General features: G+C 50.3%; 13 protein-coding genes. 6 read left to right on the top strand and 7 right to left on the bottom strand.

Going from position 1 to position 13,734, the window contains the following annotated elements:
* Positions 1-69: 69 nt before the first annotated feature.
* The gene (locus L1285_RS12145) at positions 70-528 is read left to right on the top strand and encodes a GNAT family N-acetyltransferase (RefSeq protein WP_235412534.1); all 459 of its coding nucleotides are present in this window, start codon (positions 70-72) and stop codon (positions 526-528) included.
* Here L1285_RS12145 and L1285_RS12140 read toward each other — a convergent pair.
* Entirely contained in the window at positions 512-946 is a 435-nt protein-coding gene (locus tag L1285_RS12140; protein WP_235412533.1) for a DUF4826 family protein, read from the bottom strand. The two genes, L1285_RS12145 and L1285_RS12140, sit on opposite strands and share 17 nt — an antisense overlap.
* A gap of 180 nt (positions 947-1,126) precedes the next feature.
* On the opposite strand from L1285_RS12140, the gene L1285_RS12135 reads away from it, so the two are divergent.
* Positions 1,127-2,194, top strand: coding sequence for a methyl-accepting chemotaxis protein (locus L1285_RS12135; protein ID WP_235412532.1), 1,068 nt, complete (start codon positions 1,127-1,129; stop codon positions 2,192-2,194).
* A gap of 75 nt (positions 2,195-2,269) precedes the next feature.
* Here the strand turns inward: L1285_RS12135 and L1285_RS12130 are convergent, their stop codons facing one another.
* Genes L1285_RS12130 through L1285_RS12120 form a run of 3 tightly spaced genes read right to left on the bottom strand, consistent with a single transcriptional unit; the run spans position 2,270 to position 5,403 of the window.
* Positions 2,270-3,496, bottom strand: coding sequence for a lipoprotein-releasing ABC transporter permease subunit (locus tag L1285_RS12130; protein WP_235412531.1), 1,227 nt, complete (start codon positions 3,494-3,496; stop codon positions 2,270-2,272).
* 4 nt (positions 3,497-3,500) lie between these two features.
* Positions 3,501-4,199 (bottom strand): lipoprotein-releasing ABC transporter ATP-binding protein LolD, encoded by a 699-nt coding sequence (lolD, locus tag L1285_RS12125; protein ID WP_235412530.1) that lies wholly within the window; start codon positions 4,197-4,199, stop codon positions 3,501-3,503.
* Positions 4,192-5,403, bottom strand: coding sequence for a lipoprotein-releasing ABC transporter permease subunit (locus L1285_RS12120; RefSeq protein ID WP_235412529.1), 1,212 nt, complete (start codon positions 5,401-5,403; stop codon positions 4,192-4,194). Before L1285_RS12120 ends, lolD begins: the two co-directional genes overlap by 8 nt.
* Before the next feature lie 167 nt (positions 5,404-5,570).
* Between L1285_RS12120 and L1285_RS12115 the strand changes: the two genes are divergently transcribed.
* Complete coding sequence (locus tag L1285_RS12115) at positions 5,571-7,238, top strand: SulP family inorganic anion transporter (protein ID WP_235412528.1); 1,668 nt, start codon at positions 5,571-5,573, stop codon at positions 7,236-7,238.
* Here the strand turns inward: L1285_RS12115 and L1285_RS12110 are convergent.
* A complete protein-coding gene (locus tag L1285_RS12110) occupies positions 7,235-8,101 on the bottom strand; it encodes a LysR family transcriptional regulator (RefSeq protein ID WP_235412527.1) in 867 nt (288 codons plus the stop codon). The genes L1285_RS12115 and L1285_RS12110 overlap by 4 nt on opposite strands.
* Before the next feature lie 94 nt (positions 8,102-8,195).
* On the opposite strand from L1285_RS12110, the gene L1285_RS12105 reads away from it, so the two are divergent.
* Entirely contained in the window at positions 8,196-9,320 is a 1,125-nt protein-coding gene (locus L1285_RS12105; protein WP_275041922.1) for an S-(hydroxymethyl)glutathione dehydrogenase/class III alcohol dehydrogenase, read from the top strand.
* Positions 9,321-9,329: 9 nt separating this feature from the next.
* Positions 9,330-10,172 (top strand): S-formylglutathione hydrolase, encoded by an 843-nt coding sequence (gene fghA / locus L1285_RS12100; RefSeq protein ID WP_235412526.1) that lies wholly within the window; start codon positions 9,330-9,332, stop codon positions 10,170-10,172.
* 48 nt (positions 10,173-10,220) lie between these two features.
* Here the strand turns inward: fghA and L1285_RS12095 are convergent, their stop codons facing one another.
* Entirely contained in the window at positions 10,221-12,122 is a 1,902-nt protein-coding gene (locus L1285_RS12095) for a beta-ketoacyl synthase (RefSeq protein ID WP_235412525.1), read from the bottom strand.
* A 117-nt stretch (positions 12,123-12,239) separates the two neighbouring features.
* Here L1285_RS12095 and L1285_RS12090 point away from each other — a divergent pair, with 117 nt between their 5' ends.
* The gene (locus L1285_RS12090; RefSeq protein ID WP_046003235.1) at positions 12,240-13,235 is read left to right on the top strand and encodes a GlxA family transcriptional regulator; all 996 of its coding nucleotides are present in this window, start codon (positions 12,240-12,242) and stop codon (positions 13,233-13,235) included.
* Here the strand turns inward: L1285_RS12090 and L1285_RS12085 are convergent, their stop codons facing one another.
* The gene (locus L1285_RS12085; protein ID WP_046003236.1) at positions 13,236-13,712 is read right to left on the bottom strand and encodes a GreA/GreB family elongation factor; all 477 of its coding nucleotides are present in this window, start codon (positions 13,710-13,712) and stop codon (positions 13,236-13,238) included.
* Positions 13,713-13,734: the final 22 nt, after the last annotated feature.

Raw genomic sequence — 13,734 nt, 5'->3', positions numbered from 1 at the left:
CCTTAATAATAAAGAGCACAGGCTGGTCCCTTGATCAGGCGTGATTATGATGTTTGATGCGAGGCAATCATGATTTACCACGTCGATAGAGTGAGTTGGCAAAAAACTCAGGGACAACTGCGCCAAATCCGTGAACGAGTCTTCGTTTACGAGCTTCACCTTCCAAAAGAAGTAGAGTTTGATCAACACGATAAGACCGCAGAGCATGTGCTGGTTCGGGACGAAAATCAATGCCCGATTGGAACTGGCAGGTTATGTTGTGATGGTTTGATCAGCAGGATTGCTATCATCCGCTCACACAGAAACCGCGAAGCGTACCAATCTTTAATAGGCTTTCTCAGTATTTTGGCAGAGCAAAAGGGGTATGAGAATGTCTTTGTGCAATGTATTTTGGACGAAGTGCCTACCTTCTTAAAATCTGGCTTTTCGAAACAGGGCAGCGTGTTTATGGAGGCAGGCATTCCAAGACAAAGGATGAAATGCCCGGTAAAAGAAATAAACTCTGAGCCTTTTACGATGCTTCATTAGCCCATAGTTGCTCATTGTCGGCAAGCTCATACAAACCTTGAGCATGGTGGATCAGAATATTGGCATATTCTACCTGCATAGGGTCGGTACGCTCTGCATTTAAGATTTTATCCGCTTTCATGTGCCACTGGTAAGAAAAATGCTTGAGCGCATCGCGCGCAGTAGCAGCGCCACTAACCGGCATGGAATCGGTGGGCATTTTCCCAGATATCACCCAGTAGCCCTTGCCTTTATTATCTTTTATTTTCCACACGCCACAGACAGGCGGCAAAGTGCGGGATTCTGTGGCCTGGATACTTAAACCCAGTATTCCCTTTTCTGCCAGGTATTTTTGAGCTGTCTGCAGAGCAGTGTGTTGCCATTGCGCAATTTGTTGTTGCAATTCTTCTTCATTAATTTGAGTATCTTGATTCGTCATTCTGGGTACTTCATTGTTATTTTTCCCTTACTGTAGGGATTATGTCAGCCAGATGCAAGCCGGATCCCGATACAAATCTGCGTGTAGAGCGTGATTGGGCTGAGCAACTATTTACATTTGCACAATAAACAGACTCGACTAGGATTAAAAGACGATTTCTGTGGCCACTATGGCGCCGATATGCTTCCACTATCCATTGTCATTCAGCTCTCGGTTTTTGCTGTAACCTGGTATGCGGCAGGCTGGGTATTCGCAATGGTCGTAACCGGCTTATCTTGCATCGGGTCATTTTTCGCCCATCGCGGGGCTCAAACAGCGCAGCCCGAAGACATCGAGGTCGTGCGGGATAATGCTGACGGCCAGCACAGCGACCTGACCTGCCTTGAGCAACTTGGCCACACCATTACCCCTCAGCTAAGGGATCAGATTGACAGCGCCCGGCAGCAAACTAAGCAAGCCGCAGATAATATGTCTGCTGAATTTTCGCAGCTTGTCAGCAATATTACCGCAACCCTCAGCAGTCTGGACGATAGCAGCGCCAGCAGCCTGCAGCAAACAGCACAACACAGCCGTGAACAACTTACTCAGATCCTCACGTATCTCGAGCAGTCTAATATCAGCCAGCAACGAAGAACAGACACCTTTAAAACTATGGTGGAGCAAAGTAAAGAGCTACAGGCAATGGCCATCGACGTCGCGAAAATTGCAGAACAAACCAATTTACTTGCGCTCAATGCTTCTATTGAAGCTGCGCGTGCCGGTGATAATGGCCGAGGGTTTGCCGTGGTGGCCGATGAGGTAAGGGCACTGGCCAATTCGAGTGGTGAAACCGGCGTCAAGATCAACAAAATGGTCGAAACCATTGCCCAGGCAATGCAGAGCTCAATGAGTATGATGGAAAGCGAACTGTCGGAGCGCCAGGCCCTGACCGACAAGTATCAGCGACAGATTAATGAAGTAATCGACACCTGGCTCAGCCTGTCACAAAACGTAGAACAGCAAGCACAGGTGCTGCAAACCTCAAATGAGGACAATCGGCAGAAAATCTCGGAAATACTGGTCGACTTACAGTTTCAGGATCGTGTCGATCAGATCCAGGCTAGCGTTACGATTGCCCTGGACATTATGACCCAAGAGCTGGATGAATTTATTGCGCAGCGTCGCAGCAGCGCCAACGCCCGGTTCAATCACGAACGGATCAGCGAGGCGTTATCGCGTACCGCTGCAACACGAAGTCAAAAGCGTTGAGTATGTGGTGGCAGATAAGTCCAGCTATCTGCATTTTGAAGAGTAACGCCTGCCCTGAGGAGGCGTTACTTATGCTTAGCCTCCGAGGACTCTGGCAGGGTCGACTTTAACAGCCTGCCAGGCAGGATACAGGCAAGACAGTACGGCAATCACCAAGGTAATTGACAGTACCGCCGCTACGTCGACCCAATGCAGCTGACTGGGCAAAAACTCGATAAAGTAAACGCCCTGCAGCGGGTTATCTCCATCCAGCTCAACCCAGGCGCGAAACAAATCAGAGATATTCAGCGCCAGCAAAATGCCAATAAATAAACCCACCAGAGCACCAATGAGCGCATAGCTCACGCCCTGGATAGCAAAAGTGGCAAAAATGGTACTGTCTTTTGCCCCCATGGTTTTTAAAATCGCAATATCGGCCTGCTTTTCTTTTACTTCCATTACCATGGACGACACGATATTAAAGCTGGCCACGGCAATGATCAAAAAGACCACCAGATAGACGATGGTTCTGACCATCTGAATATCCTGATAGAGGCTGCCCTGGGTGCGAAACCAGCTGTTGACATAAACCAGATCAGGCAATGCCCTGCCCGCTGCCATGGCAATCTGATGCGCAGCAAACACATCATCAACTTTGGCGCGCAGTCCGGTTACCTGATCTTGTGCAAGCCCCATCGCCTGCTGTAAACTGTTCACCGAGACCAAAGCCAAAGTACGGTCGATTGGCCCGCCCATATCGATAACGCCCGCCAATACAAAATTCAATCGTTTAGGCGCCGCCAGTGGAGAGTCAGCCTGCGGATTTGCCACCAACAGAGTGAGTTTATCACCACGCTCTAACCCCAGCTCAGCTGCAATATGACGGCCCAGCACGATATCATAGTCAGACAAAGAGGCCAATGCAGCACCGTTTATGAACTGCCCCACATCCGACACTTTGTGATGGGAGAGGAAATCAACGCCTTTTACCTGCGCCGCCTTGAGCTCACCGCGGAACTGAACCATGGCTGTCACCGATATTTCAGGTGCCGCCGCCACTATGCCAGGTTGCGCCTCTAGCAGCGATACTTTGTCGGGCCAGCTGGAGATAGGATCATAAGGCGCCTGATAAGCAACATGCGGGACCACAGACAATAAACGGGTTTTCAGCTGCTGTTCAAACCCGTTTATCACAGACAAAGCCACGATCAATACCGCAACCCCCAGCATCACGCCCAGCGTTGACGACTTACTCAAAAACCCGATCAACCCCGCCTGATGCTTGGATGCGCGTAACCGGTTACTGATAAACACACTCAGCATTGCATTAAGCCTCGCTATGTAGCGCTTGCTCGACCAACACACCGTCGTCCAATGCAACGGCTCGGCCCAGTTTTGCAGCTAATTCTAAGTCGTGTGTCACCACCACAAAACTGGTTTTTAAATCCCGATTCAGCTCCTTAAGCAGCGCATAAATTTTCAAGGCATTTTGCTTATCCAGGTTACCAGTTGGTTCATCTGCGAGAACCAGTGACGGGCGCGTGACCAGTGCGCGTGCTATCGCCACTCGCTGGCGCTCTCCCCCTGACAACTCTGACGGACGATGGCCACCGCGATGGGCCAGACCAACTTTGCCCAGCATTTCCTCAGCCTGTGCATGCGCCGCTTTGGGTGACTGACCCGATATCAACAGCGGCATTGCGACATTTTCAAGCGCCGTAAAATCCATCAGCAGGTGATGAAACTGATAGATAAAGCCCAGATTTTGATTACGAAAGTCGGCTTGTTTGCGACGCGACAAGCTGGCCACATCGGTGCCTTTAATGCGCACCGAACCACTACTTGCGGTATCCAGCGTACCAAGAATATGGAGCAAGGTACTTTTACCCGAGCCAGAGCTCCCCACAATTGCCAACATGTCTCCCTGAGCAAGTGACAGGTTTACTCCTTTTAGCACTTCAACCTGCTGGCCCGCTTCATCATAAGCCTTATTCAGACCCTGACATTCAATTACTAAATCACTCATACCTTAACACCTCAGCAGGTAGCACTTTTGCGGCCTTAAACGCCGGATACAATGTTGCCAGAAAACTCAACACCAGACTGGTTACAACAATCAGACTCAAACTCAGCCAGTCGAATCTGACTGGCAGCTCTGCTCCACCGAGCAGAGATAGCCCACTCAACGCCAGCACCTGGTTGATATTACTCGCAAGCAGGTAACCACATACTGTGCCGATAAACGTACCCACTACGCCGTTGTACAAGCCCTGAACCATAAAAACGCGTGCAATGGCTCCCGGAGCAAGCCCAAGAGTTTGCAAAATAGCCACCTCACCTTGCTTCTCGCTGACCATCATCGACAACGCCGAAACAATGTTAAAAACGGCCACAATCACAATCAACCCCAGCAGCAAAGACATAATGCGCTTTTCCATTGCCACCGCAGCAAATAACGCGCCCTGCTGCACATGCCAGTCTGAATACGTCAGGCCCGATAAAAGCGGCGCATGGGTGGTTTTGAATGCATTCACCGCAAAAGCATCTTCAAGCGTAATGCTGATATCAAAGTCGCCGGGTTTGCGTTTTAACAGGCGTTGCAGACTTTTACCATCGGCAAATGCCAGGTTGACATCGGCTTCGCTGTGGGTGTTGTAGATTAACGCAACGGTAAACAGGCGCTGCTTAGGCACCCGCCCCATCGGCGTGTAACTGCTGATGTCCGGCATGATCACCCGAACCTTTTGTCCCAGTCGCACATCCAGCTGATTAGCCAGGTAACGACTCAGGGCCAGTTGATATTTCTGTTCGCGAAACTGCGTTATGCTGCCAGCTTCGATATGAGGCTCCAGTGCTGACGGATAGCCAGAAAAAGCGCCTTGCAGACGCACGCCCACCAGATCCTTATTGGTTTGCAGGATCACGTCGCTGGTCACATAAGGGGTCACACGTTTGACTTCTGGCAAGCCGCTCAGCTGAGTTAACAACTTGGGGGCATCACCCGCTTTGTCGTCCGACGACTTGTGTAACTGCACATGGGGGATCAAATCGAGCATGGCATTTTTGAGGCTCTGTTCAAACCCATTCATCACAGAACTAACCGTAATGAGTGCCATTAATCCGAGCGCTATCCCGGCGATGGAAAAAAACGAAATAAAAGACACAAACCCATTGCCTTTCGTAGCACGGCTGTATCTGAGCCCTATATAAAGGCTAACAGGCTGAAACATAATAGTTTATTTTTCTACACATAAGTTCAGTGCACGATACTAGCACAATCCCGAAAGCCGGGTCATACCTTTGACCCCAAAAAAAAGTGTAAAATTTTTTTAATGCGGCCCTAAATTACCTTAGGTTTTAGTGTAGAATGCGGCAAATCTCGCGGTATGGACCTTCAATGTTTTCGTTATCAAGATTTAAACATATGAATTTAAAGGGAGATTTGTTCGGTGGTGTGACCACTGCAATCATTTCCCTACCACTCGCCCTCGCCTTTGGCGTGGCATCCGGCGCCGGAGCTGAAGCCGGCATGTGGGGCGCAATTCTCGTTGGCCTCTTCGCTGCCTTGTTTGGCGGTTCAACTTCCCTGATCTCCGAGCCAACTGGCCCGATGACGGTCATTATGACAGCAGTGTTGACCACTATGGTGTCAAAATACCCCGAAGCCGGACCGGCAATGGCGTTCACTGTGGTGATGATGGCCGGGGCATTCCAGATATTACTCGGCACCCTCAAACTCGGTAAATATGTCACCCTGATGCCCTATAGTGTGGTTTCCGGGTTTATGTCGGGCATTGGCGTCATACTGATCATCCTGCAGCTGGCACCTTTGCTTGGCCACCAAGCGCCGCCAGGCGGCGTTCCCGGTACCTTATCCGCTTTCCCCGAGTTATTTCTTAATCTACATTTTTCCGAACTCTTTTTAGGTATTCTGACCCTGGCGGTGTTGTTCTATATGCCTAAGAAGTATCGCCAGTACGTGCCCGCTCAGCTGGTTGCTCTGGTAGTGGTAACCCTGATCTCTATTGTACTTTTCGATACCGATAGCATTCGTCGTATTGGCGAGATCCCAAGCGGTTTGCCCGAAATAGTCTGGCCGACTTTTACACCCGAACTGTTTACTGAAATGGTGATCGACGCGCTGGTACTGGGTACATTGGGCTGTATCGATACCTTGCTTACCGCGGTTATCGGAGACAGTTTGACCCGCACCGAACATGACTCCGACAAAGAACTGCGTGGTCAGGGTGTGGCCAATATGATCGCCGGTTTCTTTGGTGCCCTGCCGGGCGCAGGAGCCACCATGGGCACAGTGGTAAATATCCAGGTCGGCGCGCGCTCTCCGCTTGCAGGGATTTTCCGGGCACTGATCCTGATGGCTGTGGTCTTTGTGGCTGGGAGCCTGACAGAACCGATTCCCATGGCAGTGCTTGCTGGTATCGCTGTTTATGTCGGGATCAATATCCTCGACTGGAGCTTTATTCAGCGTGCGCACAAACTCAGCATCAGCCAGATGGCCATTATGTATGGTGTGATGTTGCTGACCGTATTTGTTGATCTCATGGTTGCGGTGGGTCTGGGTGTCTTTATTTCCAATATTATGGTGATAGAGCGCCTGAGCCGAGTTCAGGAACAGCATGTAAAAGCCATCAGCGATGGTGATGCCGATGAAGACGTGCCTTTATCAACACACGAGCGCGCCCTGCTGGAACAGGCAAAAGGTCAGCTTTTGTTCTTTTACCTGTCGGGCCCGATGATCTTCAGCGTGTCAAAGGCCATAACCCGCCAGCACCGCCATATCGGTGAGTACAAGAGTATGGTACTGGATTTAAGCGATGTGGCCATGCTCGATGTGACCGTCAGCCTGGCCATTGAAAATGCCATCAGCGACGCACTGGATGCCAACTGTCAGGTGTTTATTTACTCACCAAACAAGGACACCAGTGAACAGCTACAGAAGTTTGATATTCGCAGCAAGCTGGGGGATCATGCATTCTGTAAAAGCCGCGAGCAGGCATTGACCAGAGCGCTGGAAGCCATGGAGGAAAATAGCATTCAGGCTTAAAGCGACTGCGCCAAAAAGTCTATCAGCGCACGGATGGCGGTCGACAGGTATTTTCTGGGTGGGTAAACCGCCCAGATCCCTTCCTCTTTGGGTGTGAAATCATCCAGCACGGTCACTAACTCTTTGCACTCAATGGCATCTTGCACGTAATAGTGTGGCAACTGCACTACCCCCAGTCCCTGCTTTGCCGCATCAAGCAGCGCCCAGCCGCTATTACAGCGCAGCGTACCTGTCACCTTGACATGTCGCTCAACACCGTGGTCCATAAAACGCCAATATTGCGTATTACCGAGCAGACAATTCTGCCTGGCCAGATCTCTGATGGAAGTGATAGGACCCTGTTGCTGGAGGTACTCAGGTGACACGCAAACCAGAGTGCGCCGCTGAGACAGGCGCTTTGCGTGCAGCGAAGAATCTTTGAGCTGGCCAATGCGGATAGCCAGATCAACCCCCTGCTCCACAAGATCCAGCTGTGCGTTAGTCAGTTCCATTTCAACAGTAACGGAGGGAAAACGACACATAAACTGATGTACCAGCGGCATAATGTATTGCTCGCCGTACATCACAGGTGCCGTCAGCCTGATTTTGCCCGTAGGTTCACTGTCTCTTTGTCGCAATGCTGCGGTGGCCTCCTCGTAGGCATGTTGCAGTAATCGGGCATGACCCAGGAATATCTGGCCTTCGGGTGTCAGTGCCAGATTGCGCGTGGTCCGGGTCAGTAGCTGATAGCCAAGCTCCGATTCTAAGGTTTTAACCCGGCGGCTCACCTGCGCCACCGACGTATCTAACTGCTGCGCTGCACCGGTAAAAGAACCACACGTCGCCACCGCGACAAACTCATCTAAACCTGACCATCTGTCCATTATTACAAATACGTAAAAGTCTTTCTTATTTTTTAAGATTATCAAACTCTCACAGCAAGTTATACTTTTGTTTTCACACTACAAAACTGGAGTAATAATGGCTGAATTTATTAAATCACGGGCGGCAATTGCCTGGGGACCGGGACAACCACTCAGTATTGAAGAAGTGGATGTAATGATGCCTAAAGCAGGCGAAGTACTGGTCAAAATTGTTGCCACCGGCGTGTGTCACACAGACGCATTTACCTTGTCGGGCGATGATCCAGAAGGCGTTTTTCCGGCCATTTTAGGCCACGAAGGCGGCGGTATTGTTGAAGCAGTGGGCGAAGGTGTCACCAGTGTTGCCGTCGGTGATCATGTGATCCCACTTTATACGCCTGAATGTGGTGAGTGTAAATTTTGTACTTCTGGCAAAACAAACTTATGCCAGAAGATCCGTACCACTCAGGGCAAAGGGGTGATGCCGGACGGCACTACCCGCTTTTATAAAGACGGCGAACCCATTTATCACTACATGGGCACCTCCACTTTCTCTGAATATACCGTGTTGCCTGAAATTTCTCTGGCGAAAGTCAACAAAGAGGCGCCGCTTGAAGAGATCTGCCTGCTGGGTTGTGGTGTTACCACCGGCATGGGCGCGGTAATGAATACTGCCAAAGTGCAACCCGGTGATACCGTTGCTATCTTTGGTTTAGGCGGTATTGGCTTGTCGGCGGTGATCGGTGCGGTTATGGCGGGTGCCAGCCGGATCATCGGCGTAGATATCAACACAGACAAATACCCACTGGCACAAAAGCTTGGCGCAACCGATGTCATCAACCCAAATGACTACGACAAACCCATTCAGGAGGTCATTGTCGAGATGACCGACGGTGGCGTTGACTTTTCATTTGAATGTATTGGTAACGTTAATGTGATGCGCAGTGCCCTGGAATGTTGTCACAAAGGCTGGGGTGAGTCTGTGATCATCGGGGTTGCCGGTGCCGGTCAGGAAATTTCTACCCGTCCTTTCCAACTGGTAACAGGACGCGTCTGGCGTGGCACTGCCTTTGGCGGAGTGAAAGGTCGCTCTGAACTGCCAGAAATCGTTGAGCGCTATCTGGCGGGTGAGTTTAAGCTGGATGATTTCATTACCCACACTATGTCGCTGGATGATATCAACGAAGCGTTTGAGCTGATGCATCAGGGCAAGAGCATTCGTTCAGTGATCCATTTCTGAGGAAGCCATATGGAATTAGTGAGCGAAAATAAAGTTGCCGGGGGCTGGCATCGACGTTACCGTCATCGAAGCCTGCATACTCACTGTGACATGACCTTTGCTATCTTCTTGCCTGAGCAGGCCAATAGCGACCAGCCAGTACCTGTGCTGTACTGGCTGTCGGGATTGACCTGTACTGATGAGAACTTTATGCAAAAGGCGGGCGCGTTTAAACGGGCTAACGAGTTGGGCATCGCCATTGTGGCACCGGATACGTCGCCGCGTGGTGAAGATGTGGCCGATGACCCGGACAAAAGCTATGACTTTGGTTTGGGTGCAGGCTTCTATGTCAATGCCACGCAGCCGCCGTATGATAAACATTATCAGATGTACAGCTATGTCAGCGAAGAGCTGCCGGCCTTAATCGAGCAGCACTTCCCGGTATCCACGAAGCGTGCCATTACCGGGCATTCTATGGGTGGCCATGGTGCGCTGGTGGTAGGGCTGAAAAACCCAACCCGTTACCTCAGTATCTCGGCATTCAGTCCCATTGCTAACCCTATTGATTGCCCCTGGGGTAAAAAGGCCTTTACGGGCTATCTTGGGGAAGATCAAACACCCTGGTATGCTTACGACGCCTGCCATCTGCTGAGACAAAGTCAGGAAGGTCTGAGAGTACCCATTCGGGTTGATCAGGGCGAAACCGATCAGTTCCTAGTCGAGCAGCTCAAGCCAGAGACCTTAGTTCAGGCAGCTCAGGCTGTGGACTATCCGCTTGTACTGACTATGCACCCTGGATATGACCATAGTTACTTCTTTATTTCCTCGTTTATCGACGCGCACTTAGATTTCCACGCGCAACATATAAAGTAACCACAAAAAAAGGCGCTAACGCGCCTTTTGCTTGCTTAACATAGTATTCTAATCAGCCAGATCGCCATAAAGGTTATTGACGCTTAGCTTAACGGCCTTGTCGAAGCCAGGGATGCTCAATGATTCCTTGCTCAACTGCAACTGCGCCTCATCAATCATGCCATCACCAAATCGGTAGATAAGCTCATACTGACCCAAGTCAGCTGCCTGCTGGTAGCGCGCTTGCTGTTGCTTGGTTTCTGCCAGCTTGGCGCTGTGCTGCGCAAACTCGGCTTCATCGTAGCGTTTAGATAACATCTTCAAAGTCATCGCTGGTGACAATATGGTTGCGGTTGCATTGTTACCACCAAACCCTTTGGAGTTAATAAAAGCAATGTCCATTTGTCCACAGTGATAATGATGCGTGCGAATGTCCAGGTGTTGATCATAAACATCCTCAGCAACCGCATCTATGGTCGTCACGCCTGGCATGATCTGATGGCTAAAAATACCCAGCGCCATTGCTAACTGATCACCGGACGCCGGGCCAATCGTATGGCCAACAAACGCTTTAGGTGCAGCCACTTTCCACCCCTCGATCGCAAAGGTCTCTGCAATGCGATGGTAGATAAACGACTCTGTCACGCGGTTTTGTGGCGTACTTGAACCATGTGCCAAAATAAAGCTGCGCTGCTGTAAAGCTTCTGTGCCTGCAATTTGTTCGGCGAGTGCCACAGACTTAGCCATGGTAATATAATTCCCCGGGCCAGGCGCGGTAATAGATTTTTTAACTCCATCAGCATTGACGTACACATCTGCCACTGAGCCCATAATATCAGCCCCCAGCTCCAGCGCTAACTTATCATCCATCAGGATGGCAACCTGAGCGCCCTCGCCAATGGTAAAACCACAGTTTTCGCCAAATGGACGGCTGGTGCGACGATAGTCAACCTCATCAGTGTTGTCCAGTTTACGCAGGCCTTCTTCATTAGCCAACGCACCCATATTGCCAAAGCCCTCTATCACTTCCGGGGTTAACGCACATTCGACGCTGGCCACCACGGCAACCCGGGTACGGCCCGCCTGAATATCATTGACTGCTGCACGCAGATTGTACAAAAAGGTCGCACAAGCACCCGAAGTTGAGAAAGTCGTCCCCACGCTGCCAGTTACATAGGCATTAATGAAGTCCGTCGACATGGTATTGAGGCCCAGTGCCAATTGCTTAGTGCTAACCCGCTCCCCTTTCATGCGGCTGCGGAAAAGGCCTCCCAAGCCTTCATCATTAACCTGACCAACCACGGAAGCCGAATAGGTGCCGATTTGATCCGGCTCAACACTGTTCATTACAGTTTGCCAGTCAAGGCCGGTTGAGCGAACCGCATCAGTCGCTGCAAAGATTGTTGCCTGCAGACCTCGTGGCTGATAACGACTATTGTACATAACTGAAGGGTCGAACCCTGTAGGCAACTGACCTGCTGCTTTAATTGGGTTGTCTCTGTAACTATCGACCTTCACTTCGAGTTGCTCAGGGATCAGCACCTGCGCCGTTTTCTCATCCAGCATTTCAATCTGCCAGCTTGACGGAACCGGTGTTGGCAAGTCGCGCTTACGACAGGTAAATGTTAAACCTGTGCCGTCATTTGCCTGCATAGTCAGCTTTTGCTGCCAATGCGTTGCATCAACGTCAAAATGTGTTTTTTCGATTTTACGGATCAAGGTGCCTGCGATGATCTGCTGACCAAAACGTGCCTCAATTTGCTCAGGCTGAATGACTTCTCCCTGCGCAGTGACCAGGTCTGAGCCCTGTAATGAAACCAAATTCATCAAGGTTGCCAGACCGAGAAAGGTTTCCTGTCTTGCAGCATCATCCAGGCTGTCTAATACAATGCGACGGTAGCCTTGGTGGAACGAGGTTCTGCCGGCTGCATTCACGCCGCCCATACCTACGATAATTGGTAATGCTGTCATATCAATCTCTTATCAACAAATACTAATGATACGATTCTAGAACGAAGATAATTATGATACTTTACATTTTTCGCCACACAACGAGCAAAATACGCCACCAAAAAGAGGTCGGATGAGATGAGCACTTACACGCACCGTATTGCCTTTACACTTTATGAGCAAATGCTGATCACCAGCGTGACATTACCTGTAGAAATGCTGCGTGCTGGCGAAGCCTTTGCAAGACGTCACCTTGGTCATGAGTTTATACCCCTTGAAATTGCCTGGCTCAGTGAGTCGGGAGAGACTGTTCATTCGTCAATGGGCGTGCCATTTTCTGCACATGCCAGCTTCAGCGCGCTAAGCGACTTCGACTACATCATCATCCCAAGTATCTGGCGTAACCCGCGTCCGGTGCTGAGAAAAAATGCTTCTTTGGTTGCAAATCTGGCGGATGCTCGGCGAGAAGGTGCTACCCTCATAGGAGTTGGAACAGGTGTCTGCTTTTTAGCGCAATCCGGGATCCTGGATGGCCACTCAGCAACAACCCACTGGCATTACGCAGAGCAGTTCAAACGCAGCTATCCGCTGGTTGCATTGCGCCCGGACTACTTTATTACTCAGTCAGATCGCTTATATACGGTAGCAAGCCTGAACGCACTGGCTGATGTGATTGTGCATTTCATCGCCCAGTTTTATGGCCAGGAAGCTGCCAATCACGTACAACAAAATTTTTCTCACGAAGTGCGTAAACCCTATGAAGAACAAAGATATCTTGAAGGTGCTGTCGACCGGCACAGTGATGAACAGATAGCCTCTATCCAATTTTGGCTACGCAACAATTGCGCTGATGAAATCACCTTTCCTGATGTCGCTAAGCAGTTTGGCATGAGTTACCGCACCTTTAACCGCCGTTTTAAGGCTGCTACCGGCCAGACTGCCGCAAACTATTTACAAACTGTCCGGGTCCGCCAGGTTACCGAGCTGTTGGCCTCAACCAACCTCAGTATTCAGGAAATAGCGCTCGCTTGTGGGTTCAACTCCCAGGGACAGCTGAGCAGAGTATTCAAAAGTACAATGAATCAGACTCCGAGTCAGTACCGACAGGTAGTCAGGAAAAAACTGTTCTCCTGATCACAACAAGTTCAGTACCTCTAACCACTGAGTCGTGCCATTAAAATGAAATTCGACCTCTTCACCAATACGACGGTCGCGCAATGCCTGCCCGATGGGGGCAGCCTGGGTAATGACTCTGACGTCTTTGTTATCCAATGTCACTTTCAGACCCCCCTCACACGGACCCATAAAAAACCAATGGCGATCGTCTTGCTCGTCAGCCAACTCAACCAAAGCACCTACCTGAACAGCAGCAGGCCGACTGACCGAATAAATCTGCTCAAATGCCAAGATTGCATGGTGTGCCTGGTCGACCCGCTCACTCTGTCCTTCGGCTAGGTAACCGGACTCAATGCTCAGCGAGTCGTACTGAGTTTCTGCTGCGCTTTGCTCGTGTATCGCATCTGCGCGGGCACTATCCGCAGCCTCTTGTGCCTCATGAAGTTTACGCTCCAAAGCAAATCTTAAATGTTCAATAACGTGCTGTTTGTTCAAACCTGGCCCCTGTCAAACGTCA

The organism is Pseudoalteromonas sp. DL2-H2.2, from assembly GCF_021532535.1.
In the GTDB taxonomy this organism is placed as follows: domain Bacteria; phylum Pseudomonadota; class Gammaproteobacteria; order Enterobacterales; family Alteromonadaceae; genus Pseudoalteromonas; species Pseudoalteromonas rubra_A.
This window is presented reverse-complemented; position numbering and strand designations above follow the sequence as displayed.